17 protein-coding genes are annotated in these 18,865 nt (G+C 43.2%); 9 read left to right on the top strand and 8 right to left on the bottom strand.

Features of this window, described 5'->3' with window-relative positions; genetic code table 11:
- Positions 1-136 precede the first annotated feature (136 nt).
- A complete protein-coding gene (locus AC1DYB_RS04705) occupies positions 137-1,873 on the bottom strand; it encodes an MAC/perforin domain-containing protein (protein WP_477432909.1) in 1,737 nt (578 codons plus the stop codon).
- 673 nt (positions 1,874-2,546) lie between these two features.
- Here AC1DYB_RS04705 and AC1DYB_RS04700 point away from each other — a divergent pair.
- Positions 2,547-3,002: a hypothetical protein gene (locus AC1DYB_RS04700; protein ID WP_477432907.1), complete on the top strand. Its 456-nt coding sequence runs from the start codon at positions 2,547-2,549 to the stop codon at positions 3,000-3,002.
- Positions 3,003-3,615: 613 nt separating this feature from the next.
- Here AC1DYB_RS04700 and AC1DYB_RS04695 read toward each other — a convergent pair.
- The 3 genes from AC1DYB_RS04695 to AC1DYB_RS04685 all read right to left on the bottom strand — a co-directional run bounded on the left by AC1DYB_RS04695 (position 3,616) and on the right by AC1DYB_RS04685 (position 5,900).
- Positions 3,616-4,962, bottom strand: coding sequence for a sigma-54-dependent transcriptional regulator (locus AC1DYB_RS04695; protein WP_477432904.1), 1,347 nt, complete (start codon positions 4,960-4,962; stop codon positions 3,616-3,618).
- A gap of 138 nt (positions 4,963-5,100) precedes the next feature.
- The gene (locus AC1DYB_RS04690) at positions 5,101-5,301 is read right to left on the bottom strand and encodes a YqaE/Pmp3 family membrane protein (protein ID WP_477432902.1); all 201 of its coding nucleotides are present in this window, start codon (positions 5,299-5,301) and stop codon (positions 5,101-5,103) included.
- Positions 5,302-5,360: 59 nt separating this feature from the next.
- Entirely contained in the window at positions 5,361-5,900 is a 540-nt protein-coding gene (locus AC1DYB_RS04685; RefSeq protein ID WP_295716653.1) for an acyl-CoA thioesterase, read from the bottom strand.
- Positions 5,901-6,307: 407 nt separating this feature from the next.
- Between AC1DYB_RS04685 and AC1DYB_RS04680 the strand changes: the two genes are divergently transcribed.
- From AC1DYB_RS04680 to AC1DYB_RS04665, 4 genes are all read left to right on the top strand, one after another.
- Positions 6,308-7,207, top strand: coding sequence for a LysR substrate-binding domain-containing protein (locus tag AC1DYB_RS04680; RefSeq protein ID WP_295716651.1), 900 nt, complete (start codon positions 6,308-6,310; stop codon positions 7,205-7,207).
- 71 nt (positions 7,208-7,278) lie between these two features.
- Positions 7,279-8,310, top strand: a complete 1,032-nt coding sequence (locus AC1DYB_RS04675; protein ID WP_477432900.1) for an NAD(P)/FAD-dependent oxidoreductase — start codon at positions 7,279-7,281, stop codon at positions 8,308-8,310.
- Between the two features lie 2 nt (positions 8,311-8,312).
- The gene (locus AC1DYB_RS04670) at positions 8,313-8,621 is read left to right on the top strand and encodes a 2Fe-2S iron-sulfur cluster-binding protein (protein ID WP_477432898.1); all 309 of its coding nucleotides are present in this window, start codon (positions 8,313-8,315) and stop codon (positions 8,619-8,621) included.
- Between the two features lie 84 nt (positions 8,622-8,705).
- Positions 8,706-9,428, top strand: coding sequence for a hypothetical protein (locus tag AC1DYB_RS04665; RefSeq protein ID WP_477432895.1), 723 nt, complete (start codon positions 8,706-8,708; stop codon positions 9,426-9,428).
- 293 nt (positions 9,429-9,721) lie between these two features.
- Here the strand turns inward: AC1DYB_RS04665 and AC1DYB_RS04660 are convergent, their stop codons facing one another.
- Complete coding sequence (locus AC1DYB_RS04660) at positions 9,722-11,128, bottom strand: hypothetical protein (RefSeq protein WP_477432893.1); 1,407 nt, start codon at positions 11,126-11,128, stop codon at positions 9,722-9,724.
- A gap of 424 nt (positions 11,129-11,552) precedes the next feature.
- On the opposite strand from AC1DYB_RS04660, the gene AC1DYB_RS04655 reads away from it, so the two are divergent.
- Complete coding sequence (locus AC1DYB_RS04655) at positions 11,553-11,774, top strand: YdeI/OmpD-associated family protein (RefSeq protein WP_477432891.1); 222 nt, start codon at positions 11,553-11,555, stop codon at positions 11,772-11,774.
- Positions 11,775-12,179: 405 nt separating this feature from the next.
- Here AC1DYB_RS04655 and AC1DYB_RS04650 read toward each other — a convergent pair whose 3' ends face one another.
- Positions 12,180-12,617: an RrF2 family transcriptional regulator gene (locus tag AC1DYB_RS04650; RefSeq protein WP_477393253.1), complete on the bottom strand. Its 438-nt coding sequence runs from the start codon at positions 12,615-12,617 to the stop codon at positions 12,180-12,182.
- Positions 12,618-12,753: 136 nt separating this feature from the next.
- Between AC1DYB_RS04650 and hmpA the strand changes: the two genes are divergently transcribed.
- Together hmpA and AC1DYB_RS04640 are read left to right on the top strand one after the other, a co-directional pair.
- Entirely contained in the window at positions 12,754-13,965 is a 1,212-nt protein-coding gene (gene hmpA / locus AC1DYB_RS04645; protein WP_477432889.1) for an NO-inducible flavohemoprotein, read from the top strand.
- Between the two features lie 274 nt (positions 13,966-14,239).
- On the top strand, positions 14,240-15,040 hold the full coding sequence (locus AC1DYB_RS04640) for an MBL fold metallo-hydrolase (protein WP_477432887.1): 801 nt from the start codon (positions 14,240-14,242) through the stop codon (positions 15,038-15,040).
- A gap of 147 nt (positions 15,041-15,187) precedes the next feature.
- On the opposite strand, the gene AC1DYB_RS04635 is transcribed toward AC1DYB_RS04640, so the two are convergent.
- Both AC1DYB_RS04635 and AC1DYB_RS04630 read right to left on the bottom strand, forming a co-directional pair.
- Positions 15,188-16,414, bottom strand: coding sequence for an MFS transporter (locus AC1DYB_RS04635; RefSeq protein ID WP_477432885.1), 1,227 nt, complete (start codon positions 16,412-16,414; stop codon positions 15,188-15,190).
- 351 nt (positions 16,415-16,765) lie between these two features.
- Positions 16,766-18,208, bottom strand: coding sequence for an aminotransferase-like domain-containing protein (locus tag AC1DYB_RS04630; RefSeq protein ID WP_477432883.1), 1,443 nt, complete (start codon positions 18,206-18,208; stop codon positions 16,766-16,768).
- A 93-nt stretch (positions 18,209-18,301) separates the two neighbouring features.
- Here AC1DYB_RS04630 and AC1DYB_RS04625 point away from each other — a divergent pair, with 93 nt between their 5' ends.
- Complete coding sequence (locus AC1DYB_RS04625; protein WP_477432881.1) at positions 18,302-18,760, top strand: GNAT family N-acetyltransferase; 459 nt, start codon at positions 18,302-18,304, stop codon at positions 18,758-18,760.
- Positions 18,761-18,865 lie beyond the last annotated feature (105 nt).

Below are 18,865 nucleotides of genomic sequence, written 5' to 3'. Positions count from 1 at the left end.
GCCAGCGTTCATGCGACTGTTTGCGTAAACCAAACACTTCATGGATAGTTATAAAGCATCCGCCATAAAAACCCATGATATTACAAAAGCGCTCCAAACCTTTCGTTCGGGAGCGCCTTTGCCATTACCGGCTTTTTTATTTGTCGAAATCAAGCCCTGCCGTAAATCCAATTGCATAAGTCATGCAGTCGGCTTGTGACACATGGCTGTCATCGTCTTTATGATATTCCGTCCAGCTATTGGATGATGATGGAAAGCTTTGCTGCACAAGATTACCAGCATCACTGGCGTTTGCTACTGATACACCACCGCAGGCAATAGATATGCCATCGCCCAGTGTTGCGGTTTGGCTGCCATATTCAGATTCGGATTCGGGTGTACTAACCAAAGATGGCGTAATAGTAAGCGAAGCGTGGTTGCTTTTGATGCCAATTGCAGAAGCCGTAAGCACAACCCCGGATGCAGAATGCTCATAATCATGGTTGGTGGCAGTCCATGTATTATCACTTGACGGGTAGCTGCCCAAAAGGTATTTAACCGTATTGTCAGTGGTAAAAGACTGAATACCGCCACCTGAAAGTAAGTAATCAGCATCTACACTACTTGAAGCGGCATCGCCGCCGGCATCCGGATTACTGCCCGATGCTGTTTTTAATTGAACCTGCAGCAGACTATCTGCACTGTCAACGGTATAACTGGGGTCATATATGGCCATAGCAAAGGCAGTTATATATTCATTGGCAGTTGCAGGAACCTCAATATCATGCGATGCCGCCGTCCATCCATTGATATGGCCACGACTATCTGTTTGAGGATAAGAGTTTACCAGGAAGCTGCTGTTATTTTTTTCTACAAGCGCCCCTCCCCCAATAATCCGGAAGCGTGCATCGGTTGCTACTGCATTAACACTAACTACAATGTATGGCTGCAAGGCTGCTTCTGCTGCAAATATGGTGGGGTTATTGATACTTTGCTTCAATATTACCAGGTTGACATATTGTTGCAAGGTTTTTTTTGCAGTATCATTTGCAGCCAGCTGCCATATCTCGGTAGAACTTGTTATACCATAAGAAGTATCGCTGGTACAGCTGTTAGCCCAGGCGGTAACTGTTTTCGGGTCTTTTGGGTCGATCTCGGCCGCAAGGCTGCTCTGCCCTCCGGACGTATCAACAGTTTGCTCAAGGCTGGAAGAAAAACTTTCCTGCGATAATTTTTGAGTTGCACTTGCAGCTGCGCTAATGCTGCCGGCACCTTCATAGGCTGCTGTTACCGCAAGCGACATGTCTTGTTTGTTTTTGTAATTACTTGTTTGCGATTTTGATTTTAACTGAATGAAGCCACCCAGGTTTAAACCAAGCACAAGGTGTGTGCCGTAAGTGTTTACAAAAGCGCAGGCGGCTTTAAGTGTGGTAATGCTGTCAAGGCTATCGCAAAATTCGGTTGTTAGGCATGCCCTTATAGCATCGTTATCGCTTTGCCTTTTAAAAGTTACCGTACCGCAATTAATAACGGCATTAAAACTGCTACTGAAAGCTGTGGAAGCCTGGTAGGTTTCAGAACTGTAACTTGCTTTTACTGAGCCGCTGTAAAATCCATAACTGCCCTCGATACCCACAGAGGCGGCGAACTCTGTATCGGAAGATTGAGAAGATTGAAATTCTTTGAAGGTAGATGAAAAGGTTTGCTTAACGGTTTGGGTGTTTACATCATCGTCAGTTAGTGGTGTTTTTAGATAACTGTTGAGCTGGCTCAGCAATAAATCGGGATTCTGGGCAATGATGGGATTAAAAACATTGAATGATTGCAGTACGAAATCCTGGGGTTTTGATTGTCCAATCTGCTCCCTGAGCATTTCTGTGTTTGATGTTGTCATAAGTTGTGATGGTTTATTTGGTTTAGATGATAACTATGCACAATATTACCCAAAGGGTTTACCAAAAGCGAATAAAATGACAGGGTAAAACTACCCTTTTTACCAGGGGGGGGCCAGTCAATAATATTCGATAACAGAGTTATCCATCAACCCACAAGTTAGCGCAGTTCTTGTGTAAAGGACAGAGTAGGGAGGACTTGTTATTCTCTTTCTTACTAAAAACAGTCCCTTCCCGTCAGCAGAACAGCTTCGGGCGAAAACGGGCAAAACAATGCGGGGATTGTGCGGCTGCAGGGCATAGGAAGTTTTTGCACGTGGAGTGGGCTAAGCGCGCCGGGGCAAAATAATTCCAGCCCAGGTTTTGACGGTTTTGCAGGGCGGAGGGCTTGAGCGCAAAGAAGCATTTCTTCCCCAGCTCCCGCAAGGGTCCACACTGCTGCCGCAAAGCGCCACCCATGTGGTCGCTTGCTGAGTATGTGCCATGTTCCGATGACAATCGGCTACAATTTAATAACATGTACCAATAGCCTCTAAAAGTAAAAAATCCGGATCAAATAAACATCCGGGATTTCGTATATTCAACAACTTGCATGCGGGCACATAAGCCTGGAAGCGAACAGCTGGGGTGACTTCGGAAAGCACGGAATGCTGAACTTAGTAAAGATTAAAAATAATGAAGTTATCTGTAATTTATCTCGTGGTTTTTGTTGCATGTTTTAACATGGGGTGCATCCAATCAAGACAAACCAAACAAGTGAAGGCAGGGATAACTACAACTTTAGTATTGAAGAATTTAAAACGCAACTTAGTAGATAGCTCTTCACTGATAAATATATCATTGTTACAAATATTTCCAACATACCATGAGTGTAACGGTGATCATAGATTCGTGAATCTTTATATCTGTAAAAACGATAATTCAAAGGATACTTTGTTGGTTTTTGAACCTTGTCAGCAGGTTCCTGACTATTTATCAAATAATTCAGCAGAAAAAAGGCCTTTATGTATAGCAACAGATGATATTCAAAAAAAATATCCAGATTCAGTTTTAGTGGATTTACCACATGGTACTAAAATACCACCAAGATATAAATTTGTTTTTGCGAAGATTTTGCCTTTAGAAGAATAGTTCGGACTCAGCCCGTCCTCCTGCAAGGGTCCACCCTTGCAGGAGGACGGGCTGAGCTGAGTATGCGCTGTGCCTCTCCGCCCTGTATAGCCCGGAGATTGCTTCGTTCCTCGCAATGACGTGGTGGAGATAAGTAACCCTTGTGGTTCGTATACTAAGGCTTGTTATTCTCGTTTTACGAAAGATATTCCCTTTCTCGTCAGCAGAACAGCTTCGGGCGAAAACGGGCAAAACAATGCGGGGATTGTGCGGCTGCAGGGCATAGGAAGTTTTTGCACGTGGGGTGGGGCTAAGTGCGCCGGGGCAAAATAATTCCAGCCCAGGTTTTGCGCGTTTTGCGGGGCAGAGGGCTTGAGCGCAAAGAAGCATTTCTGCTGACTTGAATTTTTTGGTCCTTTTTGTTTCAAAAAGGACTTGGCCCTCCCGCGGCCAAGAGCGGGCCAATGTTGTCGGTTACAACTATATAATTCCTTTACCCAAACAAACGTAAAGCATAGTTCGCGATTGCTTCGTTCCTCGCAATGACATGGTGTGAACGGAATTATCCTGCCGTACACTTAGCATGTGGGGTGCTGAAACAAGTTCAGCATGACGTTGGGGTTCCGAAATCAAATCATTCCAACCCGTATTCCTTCAACTTCCTATATAATGTCGCTACCCCGATATTCAAAAGATTAGCAGCTTCGGCACGGTTACCGTGCGTGTGGTTAAGTACCCGCTGTATGTGAAGTTTCTCTACAGAAGACAGATCAAACGCTGATATGGGACTACCTGCCTTTACCTGGTTTTGCTGAATTTCATAAGGAAGCAGGCTTTCATCAAGGGTATTGTTATCGGTAAGTATTACCGCCCTTTCAATTATGTTTTTCAGCTCGCGGATGTTACCGGGCCAGTTGTAGGCTTCCAGTTTGCTTACAAACTCATCGCTTAACACGTTAATCTGTTTTTTTACTTTAAGGCCAAAGTACTGCATAAAGTATTCTGCCAGCAACTTGATATCCTTTTTACGCTCGCGCAAGGGAGGTAAAGTGATCTGGAAAACAGATAAACGGTAAAACAAATCCGACCGGAAATTGCCTTCGGTAATTTCGGTTTGCAGGTTACGATTGGTGGCTGCTAATATGCGTACGTTAACTTGTGTGGGTTTGGTATCACCTATTTTTAAAAACTGCTGCGATTCCAGCACCCGGAGCAGTTTGGCCTGCAGGTCGTGGTCCAGCTCGCCTATCTCATCTAAAAATATGGTGCCGCCGTTGGCCTCTTCAAAAAGACCTTTTTTATCTTTTAATGCACCTGTAAATGAGCCGGCTTTATGGCCAAAAAGTTCACTCTCTAATAATTCCTTTGTAAAAGCGCTGCAATTTACCGCCACAAATGATTTTGTATTGCGGTTACTTGCCTGGTGAATGGCTTCGGCAAATATTTCTTTACCGGTACCTGTTTCACCTAGTAAAAGAACTGTGGTATCCGTTAGTGCTACCTTTTGGGCTAATTTAATTACATCGCCAATAGCGGTGGATCTGCCTATCAGCCTGTCGAAACCAAATTTATCATTCAGCTTACTTTGCAGCTCTATAACTGTTTGCTGCAACAGGGCCTTATCCATGGCCTTGCTTACAAGGGGAATGATTTTTTCGTTATCATCACCTTTGGTTATGTAATCAAAAGCGCCCGCCTTGATGGCCTTAACACCATCGTTAATAGTGCCATAGGCGGTAAGCACAATAATTTCTGTTGCGGGATATGTTTTTTTTATGGTTTCGGTGAGGGTAATGCCATCAATATCGGGCAGCTTAACATCGCTTAGTACAACGTGTATCAGTTCCTGTTGCAGTTTACGCAAACCTTCTTTAGCAGTTGCCGCGGTAATTACCTCGTGTCCTTCCAATTGTAGAATGCGGGCCATGAGGTTACGCAGGCGTTCTTCGTCGTCGATAATTAAAAGCTTACCTTTTTGCATCGAGGCAAATATGAGGATTTTGGTTGGAATTTGTCTGAACCGCGATTTTACGATTAAAGGATTTTCAGAATGTCTGTCGCTCCGAAAAACCAAAATCAAAAAAATCTGATAAATCTGCTTAATCGGAGTTCAGATATATTACCACCTTGCCCGGCGCGTTGCACGCATCAGTTGCCTGTGCCTCCTGGCCTCATAATAATCGCTGGTTACCAGTATGGAATGAATAACCCCGGGGATCCAGAAAAATAACGTCAAACATATATTGAGGATAAATGCCCCTATTCTGCCGGTGGTTAATATGGCCAGAGGTGGCATAAAAAAACATAAAAAGTATCTCATGGCTATGATTTTTAAACTAATTATTATTTAGACCATACCCATTACCTTTTGTTACGAAATTAATCTTTGAGGTTTAAGGGCAGTTGCTCGCCAAAAAAAAGAGCTTTAAGTTCGGTAGCATCATTAGGGTGCATTTTTCCGCCCAGTATTAAACGCAGCTGGCGGCGGCGCAGGGCACCTTCATATAATGCTATCTCATCATCCGTTTGGGGCAGTAATTCAGGTACCCGGGTTTTTTGTCCATCGCCATCCAATGCTACAAAGGTATAATAGGCCTCGTTGCTTTTTACTTTGGTACCCGATGGGATATTTTGCGCCCATACATCCATCCTTACCTCAACCGAGGTGGTAAACGCACGGGTAACCTTTGCTTCAATGCTAATCACATCGCCCAGTTTTATAGGCGATTGAAATGATACATTATCCACAGAAGCTGTAACCACAATACGGTTGCTATGTTTTTGTGCCGATATAGCGGCGGCAATATCCATCCAGTGCAGCAGGCGCCCCCCCATCAGGTTGTTTAATGTATTGGTATCGTTGGGCAATACCAGTTCATTCATGATGGTATATGATTCTTTGGGCGATTTTCCTGTCATATTGCAAATATAGCAAGTTACATGGAGAAGAGTCAAGAATCAAGAGTCAAGAATTAAGACTTAAGTTGGTTACCAAAACTTCCGTCCCGCGGTTTGTTGGAGTTGTTTCCCTAAGTGTTCGGAAAACTTTTTAGTTCCCTTGCCCACGGGCTACTGTGTGTACACAAGTTTTGATTAAATAAAAATGTCATTTCGAACGAGGTACGAGGAGAAATCTTATGCGACGTGCAAAGTCCGTTAGCATGTCGTAGAAGATTTCTCTTTCGCGCCCCCCACATTCCTCCCCTTGCTCTATCGAAATGACAACGTTTTTGTTTAGTGATACGATTCTAAAAGATGTTTACACACAGTAGCTCCAAGTAGAGGATTTTATTAATCTATGAATTTAAACCCTTAAATTTAACCCGATGATATTCGATTTCAGGTTAAAGGTATTTTATACGGTTGCGCAACGGCTAAGCTTTACCAAGGCGGCTAATGAGTTGTTTATCACCCAGCCGGCGGTTACCAAACACATTAAGGAACTGGAACAACAACTTAATGTACAGCTATTTAAACGTAATGGCAACAACATTGCCCTTACTACAGCAGGCAAGATACTGTTACAATATGCTGATAAGATCTTCCAGACCTATACCGCCCTTGAAACCGAACTGGCCCAATTAAATAACCTGGAGGCCGGCACACTGCATATTGGCGCAAGCACTACCGTAGCTCAAACCATTTTGCCCAAAATACTGGCCCTGTTTAAGAAAACATATCCCGAGGTTACCTTCAATTTCATCCAGGCTAATACTGATCATATCTCGCAAATGATCCTTGATGAAAAACTCGATATAGCCATCATCGAAGGTTCATCTCACTCGCCCCAACTGGCCTATTCGCCCTTTGCAAAGGACGAAATTGTGCTGGTGACCAAGGCAAACAATAAGTTATCAAAAAAAGCAGAGATCAGCCCGAAACAGCTGTTGGATATCCCATTGGTGCTGCGCGAGGCCGGCTCGGGTACGCTTGATGTAATCTATGATGCGCTGGCGGGCGTACAGATCAGCCCGAAAGATCTCAACATAGAGATTCAGCTGGAGAGCAGCATCGCTATAAAACAATACCTTTTATACTCAGATACAGCTACTTTTCTATCCATCCAATCGGTAGTGAGCGAATTAAAATATAATGAACTTTGTATTATTGACATTAAAGGATTGGAGATTTTCCGCACGTTTCAATTCATACAACTCCATGGTAAAAACAGTAAACTGATTGAGCTTTTTAAACGCTTTTGCCTTGCCAACTATAACTTAAAGTAATCAAGTATTACTTTATATCATTTGTTCCCCACCTTTTTTACTGACAGATTTGTGTACGATAAAACACAATCATGAGCGATAAAAGTACAATTACGAACGATATTAACACGGATATTTGCATTATTGGTGCTGGTCCGGTTGGTTTATTTGCAGTTTTTGAGGCAGGGCTTTTAAAAATGCGCTGCCACCTTATTGATGTGCTGCCACAGGTTGGCGGCCAGCTTTCCGAGATCTATCCGCATAAACCCATCTATGATATTCCGGGCTATCCCGAGGTTACCGCCCAGCAACTGGTGGATAGACTGATGGAGCAGATTGCCCCCTTCCACCCTACTTTTAGCTTGGGCGAAAGGGTAGAAAACCTTACCCGCAATAACGATGGATCATACATTATCCAAACCAACGATAACACTACGGTACATTGCCAGGTGGTGGTAATTGCGGGGGGCCTCGGCTGCTTTGAACCGCGCAAACCAGAGATTGACCGCCTTACCGACTTTGAAGGCAGGGGCGTTGCCTATATGGTAAAAAACCCCGAACTGTTCCGTAACCGTAAAGTGGTTTTGGCCGGTGGCGGAGACTCTGCCTTAGACTGGGCCATTTTCCTGGCTAATGTTGCTGAAAGAGTTACACTGGTTCACCGGGGCGATACCTTCCGTGGAGTTCCAGACTCTGCCGAAAAGGTTTTTGAACTGGCTAAGGAAGGCAAGATAGACCTCATCCTCAAATCAAACGTGGTAGCCCTAACCGGCGAAGGGCATTTACAGGAAGTTACTTTGTTAGACAGACACAACGAGGTAAGTCACATTGCTGCCGATCACTTGATTCCGCTGTTTGGTCTCAGCCCAAAGCTTGGACCAATTGCCGACTGGGGTTTAAATATAGACCGATCTGCCATCGTAGTAAACACCGTTGATTACAGCACCAACGTTGAACGTATTTATGCCATAGGCGATATCAACACCTATCCGGGTAAATTAAAGCTGATCCTGTGTGGTTTTCATGAAGCCGCGCTGATGGCCCAAAGCGCCTTTAAATATGTTTATCCCGAACAAAAACTAAGTTTTAAATACACCACCGTTTACGGCGTAACCGCCTTTTAATCATGATCAACTTAATTATTGAAGACCGCAACGGCGAAAGGCAACCTGTAGAAATTCCCGAAGGTATCAACCTGAGCCTGATGGAAGTTTTAAAGGCATCCGAATATGATGTACTGGCTACCTGCGGCGGCATGGCCCTTTGTGCCACCTGCCATATACAAGTACTGGAAGGTCCCGAACAATATTTCCACGCTACCGACAATGAACTTGATATGCTGGATACCCTGCCCAACGTCGATGAGCACAGTCGCCTGGCCTGCCAGATGCGGGTTACCGAGGAGATGGATGGGTTGGTGGTACGTTTAAAATAGTATCAAGTAGTTAGTATCAAGTATCAAGACAGAAAATCCACGTTATTAATACATTATTAATACATTCTAATACAAACCTTATCTATGGATATAATCAAGGTGATCCAGGAAGCCGCCACCTGGATAGAAAAAGTTAATAATGACTTTAACACCAACCTGTTCCGCACAGAGGAATTATCCCCTCATTACTATTACTACCAAATTCGGGATGCTGAAAAACCTGACGTTATCAACAAGATTGTATCAACACGATCTGCCTTGTTAAATGAATCTGGGGTAGATTTGATTCCCATTTCTGAGCTGCACCATTATGGCCGCATCATGATATTTGATCCGGATTCAACGGTAACCGACGGTGCGCCCGAAGCGGAAAGTGCTTGCTATATCGACATTGGTGATACCCCACCGTGGGATACCTGGCTGGCACTTGGCGCACAATTAAACCGTATGTGTTTTTATAACTCAGGTTACGATATTAACCCGGGCTTTTTGATAGCCTGGGTGCCCAAATCGCATTATTTTTATGCCAATGGTGCTGTGGAAGTAGCCTGCGTAGATAACTTTGCATGGGCCTCAAATGAATTTATAACAAACGAATATGATTCGGTAAAAGAATTATTCTGTAAGCCGGCGATCATAAAACCGGACTTTCCGCTTTTTTGCGACGAAAAAACGAACAGATTGCTTGGCACCGTGCTGCAAGATTTAGAGTATAACTCCAAATTGTACTATGCCGATGTTATTTCCCGGTACCGGGTTAAGAAATCATTTTGGAACAAGCTGGCAATATGGAAAACCAGAAAATAATATCGTAGCCTAATTTTTCCCAGCGCACGTCGAAGAATCCACAGTTACCTGGCCTGCCAGATGCGGGTTACGGAGGAAATGGGTGGATTGGTGGTACGTTTAAAATAGCATCAAGACAGCTTCGATGGAGTAAGGATGGGAAGATAAAGGAGCAAGGACGAGACTACCCTGGGAGCGCGATGCACTCCTATTGACGTATATACTCCACCGGGATCTCTTGTAAACTGGCAAATAAAAAAGCCGCCTCCAATTGATATCGGGGCGACTTTATGTTATGGTAACCAGGTAATTTATTAATGCCAGAACCTGCTGTTGGTATTATGTCTTCTAAACCTGTCAACAGCTGCTTTTTTGGTTAACAGCAGCTTGGTTGCTCCGGTTGGATGCGCGGCCTGGTAAGCCAATACCGATTTAAATGCCATCACCATATCGTAATCCATGGCTACCTGGCCTTTATCAAAAGGCACATTGCCAGCCCTATCCTGGAACCATAAATTCCAGTCGGGGCTACCGGGTGTATAAACCTTCAAACTATCCGAGGTAGGGAACGGACCAGGCAACAGGAACGAGTTAAATGAATCCTGCGCCGGGCTATGGCAACTCATACATGATGACAGTGCAAGGTTGGTATACTTTTGGCCAGTGTTAATGTTATAGGCCACCTGTGCAACGGCACCGTCATTTGGGCCGCTCAACCGGCCGCCCCAGCCTAAGGTTTCTCTGCTATAAGCCGGTGCCTTAGGGTTAACTACGGTCTCGGATAGTTTAGGGTAAGGTGGCGTAAGCGGGCTATTTACACCCGGGTCATCGCCCCACATGGCACCCAGCGGTACCATTTTATCCCAGCCAGATCCAGGGGCATCCATATCATACACAAAGGTAGAGTAAACCCAACCTGTTTTGGGCGATGTTTTACTATCCTTTACAATAACATCCATTTGAAAAAAGCTAACTTTCCTTACCTGGTAGCCTCTTTTAGGGTTTTCTTTGGTGGGTATGGTATCATAAACGCTAAAGGTTTGTGCGCCCTTCATTACCGGCCATTGCGGGTAGTTAACGTTAGAAAAAGCAAACTTTACAATAACACTGCCTTCTTTAAATTGAGCGGCATCATTGGCAAGGTTAACTTTTTGACCTGTTTTACCCCAAATTTGTCCTACCGTATAGGCCGCTACAGAATCATATAAAACCAGGGCGTATCCGGCTTCGTCCTCCTTAAGGGTTTTAAACATATTGGCCGGGTTTCCGTTGCCTAAGTAAGTGCCCAAAATAGCTTCCCGTTGTGAGCCAACCCAGGGTTCATTAAACCAGCCATACTTTGCCGATGTCCAGTTTTTATTATCCTTAAAAAATGGCAATACATTAGGTGCCACATAGCTTTTCAATGAATCCATGTAAGCGATATAATTTTTATCGGATATGGGTTGCCCGTTCAATGCCTTTTGCCACGAAGGATCAACAACCGGTTTAAACGTTGTAGGATAATCATGACTAAGCGTAAAAAGTGAATCGCTGTATTGCTGTGGCGAGGGTACCGAGTCGCGGTGGTTTAAGAACGCGCCGCTTTGCTTGGTGGTATCTGTTAAAGCGGTTGTTGCCACACCGTCTTTAGATTTGTTGTTACCGGCGCAACTGTAGCCAATAAAAGCTACTATAACCAGTAAAGTTAGCGTAGCAGAAAAAGTTAATGCTTTTTTCATGTGTGTTTAAAATTTAGGTAAAATGGTATTATTAAGTTCAGATGCGTGATAAATTCAGGGTTTGGTTTTAGTATCAGGCAGATGTTTTACAATTATAGATAAATGTATAGTTAAAAAAATAACCGTCCTATACATGAATGAAAAACAGGTATTTTTACCTGTATAACAGCAGTATAAACACCCCCGTAAAATACTTTTAATTAGCTTATTATTGAAGAGAATTTCCTTTTAGTTAATATATACCCCCTCGCCCAAATAACAAGGTTTTATGGCCTATGAACAAATTGCCGATCTTACCCCGCAGGAATTTGTAAAGGAAGAAAAATAGGTTCATATTTAAGCTAAAAGCCGAATGTCAAAAGCATAAATCTAAAACACTGGCTATCAATATCATTTACAACCAAACTAAAAACCTAACTAACAGATGCTAAAAAAAGGCGAACACATTGAAGGCACCCCAGCCGAACTACAGGTATTACTTGACCAGGAACCAGAGGCGATGGATTTTTTTGACAGCCTGTCAAAATCATACAAACAGGGCTATTGCGATTGGGTAGGTTCGGCAAAGCAGGAAGATACCCGCAAAGTAAGGGCTGATAAGGCCATGATCATGCTGCGCAATAAGCAAAAAACGCTTAAAACATAGGTACAGCCTTATCTAATCTTTGATATGCTTAGCCGGTTTCGTCCCCTTAGGGTCTCTCCAATATTATTAAGTTAGGAGAGTGATGGGGTGCTCCAGAGGAGCAAAAGCTTTGTAGAAAAACATAAATAAATTGTCTTTTGCGTGCCAGAGGTACGCTACCTAAGGTTCCGTACCTCTGGCACGGAGCTTCATTTTTGCTTTTTTGCTACAAAGCTATTCCCCCGCTGGGGGAGAAACTCATTAACTTAATAGCATTGAGGGGCTCTCCAAAGGAGGACCCTGAGGCACCATGCAGATCAAATTTGCATAGTTTTGTACTTAGCAAGCGCCCTCAGGGTCCCTTTACAAGGAAACCCTGAGGGGACGTTAAAGCATAGATTTAGTAGCTACGGTTTAGTATTCCCCCTATTTTTTCAACGATAATAAGCCATCAATCAGTTCGCTGTTAAACTCGCCTATGGTGGTTGTATTTAGTAATTTGTGTATCCTGTCCCTGATATCTTTAAACTCGTTGTGCAAAGGGCAAGGGTTCACTTCAGAGCATTGTTTAAGGCCCAAACCACAGCCATAAAATAAACTGTCGCCATCAACCGCTTCTACAATATCACTTAAGGGCCTGCTTAACGAGGGCGGCTCAATAAAAAACCCACCATGAGGACCTTTAACTGAACTAATAAGTCCTTTTCTGCTTAAATCCTGCAATATTTTAGCCAGGTATAACTCGGGCGAATCGATACCGGTGGCAATATCCTTAATGCCTACCCTGCCGCCGGCAACCGTTTTATGAGCTATATAGAATACAGCCCTTATTGCATACTCGCATGTTTTTGAAAAAATTGCCATCTGTAAAACAAAGATAACAAATTAATAAAAGATATTTTTGTCTTTTATTAATTAAACCGTAGATTTGTCCAGTTGAACCGCCGGATGTCTTAAACGTGTAATCCATATTAAGATAAAAGGATATTAATATATTATTATGACAAACGATCAAAAAGCACTCATTCTTGCCACAGTCCCAATTTTGAAAGAACATGGCGTATTGTTAACCACCCATTTTTATAGCAGGATGTTTAAACACAATCCCGAATTAAAAAACATGTTTAACATGGCAAACCAGCAAACAGGTAAACAACAAACCGCCCTGGCCATGGCAGTACTGGCTTATGCAGAAAACATTGCCGATCCATCTGTACTACTACCCGTGGTTGACCGGATTGGCCAAAAGCATATCAGCTTAGATATTCGCCCAGAGCACTATGCCATAGTTGGTAACCACCTGCTGGCATCCATAGGCGAAGTTTTAGGCGATGCCGCTACACCTCAAATTTTAGACGCCTGGAAAACAGCTTATAACCAACTGGCCGCACTGATGAGTGGCCATGAAGCAACTTTATATATGGACCAGGTTTTAAAACCAAACGGGTGGACAGGCTGGCGCTTATTCAACGTGGGGCAGAAGACAATGGAATCGGCCGAAATATGTTCATTTTATTTATATCCCGCCGATGGTGGAAAAGTGCCTCACCACAAACCGGGGCAGTACATTAGTATCAAACTCTTTCTACCGCAATTAAACATGGCTCAAATACGCCAATATAGCATTTCCAGCGCACCCAATGATGACTATTACCGCATCTCTGTTAAACGGGAAACAGGCGCAAGCGTTGATATTAACGGCATGATAAGTAACCAGCTGCATGACGCCATTACCGAAGGCAAACAGGTAGAGCTTACTTCGCCGGCAGGCAATTTTACACTGCCCGATAATTTAGATGTACCACTCATGTTTATTAGCGGCGGTGTTGGCATAACTCCTTTTATGAGCATGGTAGATCACTTAGCTCAAAAGGGCACCAAACAACCCATTACCTGGCTTCATGGTTGTCGTAATGAATCTGTACATGCCTTTAAACAAAATATCAATGAGCTGGCAACAAACCATGCCAACTTTAACCAGCATGTTTTTTACGATGTAACATCGCCGGAAAACACCGCCGAAAACATATACGACGGGCATTTAAACATAAGCAAGATCGACGATTTGCAACACCATCCCAAAACCCGTTACTATATATGCGGACCATCATTTTTTATTCAGAAACAATTTAATGACCTGAAAGAATCAGGGATAAATACGGATAATATCTTTTTTGAAGAATTTGGCCCGAATGTTTTACAGCTAAATTAATCTTCATTTTGTTGCTTGTAAAAACCGCCTCAAATTAAATTTGAGGCGGTTTTTATTTTTGTGGGTTATATGAAACTGTTTTAACTTTATTTATTGATGCCTAAGATAAGTTTGTCATCCTGAACGCAGTGAAGGATCTGTTATTCGCCATGCTTCTTCGCCCTGTACAGTCTGCAAATAGATCCTTCACTGCGTTCAGGATGACAAAAAGTTTTTTAATACGTCATTGGGAGGTACCATCTAATATCTATTTTTAACAATTCACAAGTTTACTATGCCACTAACCCCGTATATCTGTACTACCTGCGGCGTGCAATATGCCCCCACGGCAACCCCACCATCGCAATGCAAAATATGCGAAGATGATCGCCAGTATGTAAACCCCAAAGGCCAAAGCTGGACCACGCTCGCCGATTTAAACCATCAGCATAAAAACATCATAGAGCAGGTGGCTCCAAACCTATACACTATTTATACCGAACCTGCTTTTGGCATTAACCAACGGGCTCATCTGCTGGTAACGCCCGGCGGCAATATTTTATGGGACTGCATCAGCAATATTGATGAGGAAACCATAGCGGAGGTTAACAAACTGGGCGGTATTAAAGCTATCGCCCTATCGCACCCTCATTATTTTTCGACCATAGTGGAGTGGAGCAAGTTTTTTGGTGATGCTCCGATATATGTGAACGCCCTGGATGAAGAATGGCTTGCCCGAAGGGACGCTCCTATCCACCTCTGGCAAGGGAACGAAATTACTTTATGGGATAACATCCAACTGATTTGCTGCGGCGGACATTTCCCCGGCGGAAGTGTTTTGTATAGTCCGCAAAATGATGGTTTATTATTAGTTGGTGATGTGATACAGGTAAGCCCTGATCTAAAAACAGTTTCGTTTATGTACAGTTATCCTAACCTTATCCCACTGCCAAAAAAAGATATATTACAGATTCAGAAATCCATAAGCGGCAAAGTGTACCAGGCCATGTATGGCGCTTTCGGGCGTTATATTTTAAAGGATGCGATGCGGGCTATGGCGTTTTCGGTAGAGCGGTATTTGAGGATATTTGAGTAGGATAACAAGCCTCAATCTCCCGCGGGGTTAGCGCAGCGTAACCCGTGGGATGCATGTTGTAAGCTTTTAGCTTACCTGGTTCAGCTAAAAACTGAAACCATGGGAACCACGAGTTAAAACCTCGCGGTAGCAGAACAAACAACATTTTTACTTAACTCCCTCGCTCAACAACTCCTTCTTCATTTTTAAAATCAGCATTACAATAACCGATAGTGCGATAAGCACAAAGTAACTATAGCCCAAATTGTGTTCATCTTTAGCAGGCAGCAGAGAAACAATGCCATAACTAAAAAACGATACGATAACATAATTGATACCACCGGAAAGTCCGCTTGCTATACCTGCATTTTGAGGAAAACGGCTTAAGCAATAGGTGAAAAAATTATTGAAGGTAAACCCTGCGGCTACGTGGATAATAAACGCGAAAAAAATCATGGAATATAAATTAGCGATATACCTCATGCTAATTATCATCACAATTACAAATATAACCTGCAGGCTAAGATTAGCTACCATGCGGTTAAAAAACGGTTTGTTGATAGTCGCTTTACCAATTAGGCCGCCTATTAACCAGGCTATGCCCAGCACCAGTGAGCTGTAACCGGCAACAACAGGGGTTAAATGCAGGGTATGCTCAATAATAAAAGGCCCCGTCATGTTGTATATCATTACCATACAGTATGCAAGTCCCAACATAATAAGGCCCAGGGTAAAACTGGTGGTTTTTATCATGCTTACGTAAATGCCGCCTATCTTTTTAATATGGAATGTCGAGAAATTTTTCAAAGTTTCGCCACTGAAAATCAACTCCAAAACAGCAAGCACAACAGCAAACAGGGCCAGGAAGTAGAAGTTTGATTTCCACCCGTAACCGGTTTGCAGGTATCCACCTAAAAAAGGCGCTACAATTGGCCCGGTAGACCATATGATAGAAAACAGGCTCAGGTAATGTTTCAGCTTTTCGCCCGAAAAAAGATCAATAAAATAAGCGCGCTTAGATACCACTATACCCCCCACTGTAATACCATGCAATATCCGCATGAGGTATATCACATAAATATTAGCTGAGTTGGCGATAACAATACTGGCCAAAGCAAAAACAGACAGGCATATCAGGCTGATATTGTACCGACCAAAGCTATCAAGCACACTGCCGATGAATAGTTGGGTAACGCCATAGCTTATTAAAAATAACGATAGCGTGAGCTGTACCTGTATACTGCTTACATGCATTTCGGCAGCCATGGTTGGTAACGATGGTATGTAAATATCAGTTGCGAAACCTGAAAGGGGTATTAGTGCAAAAGCCAACAAATTGGCAATGCCCTGGTGCCGCTCCTTAATGGGCTTTGGCACAGAAAGCGTTGAGAACATATCGGTTAAATTTGCTGACCAGACTAAAAACAGCCGTTTTATTGCTCTTTTTCCGGTCAATTATTAAACAAGTCGCAAAGATACCCGGTTTAGGGAAGCGATTATAAACTTACCGTTATTATGATCTTTTGAAGACAGTTGAAAATTCCCGTGTGAACTATATATACCGTTGTCATTTCGAAACGAGGTACGAGTGAGAAATCTTCTGAGACTTGCTATTCCAACTTACAGATCGAACCTTGTACAGTAAACTTTGCATATCGCATAAGATTTCTCACTCGTACCTCGTTTCGAAATGACATTTTTTTATATAGGATGAGAATAAAAAAGATATGCGTCTCTACAAAAACCCTATCCCAATTGCCTTATCAGCTCCCCTAAAACCTTAAAGCTCCGTTCTACCACATCATTAAAAGTTAAACCAAAACTGATGCGGATAAAATTGGTAAACCTTGCATCGGTACTAAAAATTTGGCCGGGAGCAATGCTGATGTTTTGGGCTATGGCAAGCTGGTAAAGCTCAAAAGCATCAATGTTTTTATCAAGCTCAACCCATAGGGCATAACCTCCCTGCGGACTGCTTATTTTGGTATTTGCCGGAAAATAGGTAACAATGGCTTGGGTATAACGCAAACTTTGGGTGTACAAAGCCTTACGCAGGTTGCGCATATGCAAATCATAACGGCCCGTTTCAAAAAAATGGCCGATGGCCGCCTGCGTTGGCGTAGCCGAACTGATGGTATGCATCATTTTTATATTGATAACCTGGTCTTTAAACCTGCCCGGTATGCACCAACCTACCCGGTAACCCGGCGCAATTGATTTAGAGACTGAGGAACATAACAATACCCAACCTTCGGTATCATAGCTTTTACAGGTGCGCGGCCTGCTTTTACCAAAATATATCTCGCCATAAATATCATCTTCTATCAACGGGATGCGCCTTTTTGTAATCAGTTTAACTAATTGCTGCTTACTGTCATCGGGCATGCAACTACCTACCGGGTTACTAAAATTGGTTACAAACAGGCAGGCTTTAATATCCACTTTATCCATTGCCTCGGCCAGGTAATCAATATCAATTCCGGTATCGGGGTTAACCGGAATCTCCAGCACCTTCAAATCAAGGCTAAGCATAATATTAAAGATCCCAAAAAAGGTGGGGCTTTCAATAGCAACGGTATCGCCCGGTTTGGTAAGCGCGCGCAGGCAAAATATCAGGGCTTCCAGGCAGCCCTGGGTAGTTACCACATCATTGCCGGTAATATTACCGCCCCAGTTAAAAGCGTTTTTGGCAACCTGGTTACGTAAGCCGATATTACCCTGCAGGTTTTCATAATTGATATTACCCGTAGGACTTTTGCGGATAGATTCCATCATGGATTTATTCAGCTTCGCCATCGGAATGAGGCTAAATGGTGGGGATGAGCGCGATAAACGCACAACACTTTCTTCGCTCATGTTTTGATAAACCATGGCAATCATCTGGGTAACACTGGCCTGCTCTATCTTTTTTAAGGGGGGCCTAACTTCTGGCGCGTTGGTTGATCTTGCCGGCGAGAACTTTACATAATAGCCCGATTTTGGCCGGGCCTCTATCATCCCCATGTTTTCCAGCTCTACATAAGCTTTGTATGATGTGCTGATGCTGATGCCCTGCTCCAGGCTTAACGCCCTTACGGATGGCAGCTTGTCGCCGGTTTTTAGCAGGTTTTGTTTAATCTGTTTTTCAATACGTGCGGCTATCTGCGCATATAAAAAATCATCATTAACGGCTACTGGCAATTTCTCCATTTTAAAATCTGTTATGGTCAAAATTAATAAAACTGAATCTGTTTTACTATAGCCAGATGCTTTTACTTTGTAATGATCAAAACATATTAAAAAATGGAACTTCAATTAATTGATTATCAGCCATCGTACCAGCCCAACTTTGAAAAATTCAACAAAGCCTGGCTCGAAGAATTTTTTGTAGTAGAACCGCTGGACAAATGGGTTTTAGAAAACCCGGATGAGGCCATGCTAAAACAAGGAGGCAAAATTTATTTTGCAGCGTTGGGTACTACCATAGTAGGCACAGTAGGTCTCCGTTTTATTGAGGATGGTGTTTATGAGCTTACCAAAATGGCTGTTGATAAAACCTATCATGGCGGCGGCGCAGGTCAGTTTTTATGCCAGGCGGGTATTGATAAAGCCCGGGAAATGGGAGTGCAAAAGCTGATACTGTTTTCAAACCGGGTATTAAAAAACGCCATCCACATTTATCACAAACTGGGCTTTACAGAAATACCGGTAACCCCCGGCACCTATGGCCGCGCGGACATTATGATGGAGATTAATTTTTAGTAATAACAACATTCACAATAAACTAAAATTCCGTCCCCTCAGGGTCTCTCCAACGGAGGACCCTGAGGCACCATGCAGGTCGAATGTATATAGATTATACATAGC

This window comes from Mucilaginibacter sp. P2_A4 (assembly GCF_056405015.1).
Note: the sequence above shows the minus strand (reverse complement) of the source record. Positions and strands in the feature narration are given on the sequence as shown.

What these genes read in the sequence shown, in the direction of transcription:
- AC1DYB_RS04705 (WP_477432909.1), bottom strand. Translation starts at nt 1,873, where the DNA reads ATGACAACATCAAACACAGAAATGCTCAGGGAGCAGATTGGACAATCA.
- AC1DYB_RS04700 (WP_477432907.1), top strand. Translation starts at nt 2,547, where the DNA reads ATGAAGTTATCTGTAATTTATCTCGTGGTTTTTGTTGCATGTTTTAAC.
- AC1DYB_RS04695 (WP_477432904.1), bottom strand. Translation starts at nt 4,962, where the DNA reads ATGCAAAAAGGTAAGCTTTTAATTATCGACGACGAAGAACGCCTGCGT.
- AC1DYB_RS04690 (WP_477432902.1), bottom strand. Translation starts at nt 5,301, where the DNA reads ATGAGATACTTTTTATGTTTTTTTATGCCACCTCTGGCCATATTAACC.
- AC1DYB_RS04685 (WP_295716653.1), bottom strand. Translation starts at nt 5,900, where the DNA reads ATGACAGGAAAATCGCCCAAAGAATCATATACCATCATGAATGAACTG.
- AC1DYB_RS04680 (WP_295716651.1), top strand. Translation starts at nt 6,308, where the DNA reads ATGATATTCGATTTCAGGTTAAAGGTATTTTATACGGTTGCGCAACGG.
- AC1DYB_RS04675 (WP_477432900.1), top strand. Translation starts at nt 7,279, where the DNA reads ATGAGCGATAAAAGTACAATTACGAACGATATTAACACGGATATTTGC.
- AC1DYB_RS04670 (WP_477432898.1), top strand. Translation starts at nt 8,313, where the DNA reads ATGATCAACTTAATTATTGAAGACCGCAACGGCGAAAGGCAACCTGTA.
- AC1DYB_RS04665 (WP_477432895.1), top strand. Translation starts at nt 8,706, where the DNA reads ATGGATATAATCAAGGTGATCCAGGAAGCCGCCACCTGGATAGAAAAA.
- AC1DYB_RS04660 (WP_477432893.1), bottom strand. Translation starts at nt 11,128, where the DNA reads ATGAAAAAAGCATTAACTTTTTCTGCTACGCTAACTTTACTGGTTATA.
- AC1DYB_RS04655 (WP_477432891.1), top strand. Translation starts at nt 11,553, where the DNA reads ATGCTAAAAAAAGGCGAACACATTGAAGGCACCCCAGCCGAACTACAG.
- AC1DYB_RS04650 (WP_477393253.1), bottom strand. Translation starts at nt 12,617, where the DNA reads ATGGCAATTTTTTCAAAAACATGCGAGTATGCAATAAGGGCTGTATTC.
- hmpA (WP_477432889.1), top strand. Translation starts at nt 12,754, where the DNA reads ATGACAAACGATCAAAAAGCACTCATTCTTGCCACAGTCCCAATTTTG.
- AC1DYB_RS04640 (WP_477432887.1), top strand. Translation starts at nt 14,240, where the DNA reads ATGCCACTAACCCCGTATATCTGTACTACCTGCGGCGTGCAATATGCC.
- AC1DYB_RS04635 (WP_477432885.1), bottom strand. Translation starts at nt 16,414, where the DNA reads ATGTTCTCAACGCTTTCTGTGCCAAAGCCCATTAAGGAGCGGCACCAG.
- AC1DYB_RS04630 (WP_477432883.1), bottom strand. Translation starts at nt 18,208, where the DNA reads ATGGAGAAATTGCCAGTAGCCGTTAATGATGATTTTTTATATGCGCAG.
- AC1DYB_RS04625 (WP_477432881.1), top strand. Translation starts at nt 18,302, where the DNA reads ATGGAACTTCAATTAATTGATTATCAGCCATCGTACCAGCCCAACTTT.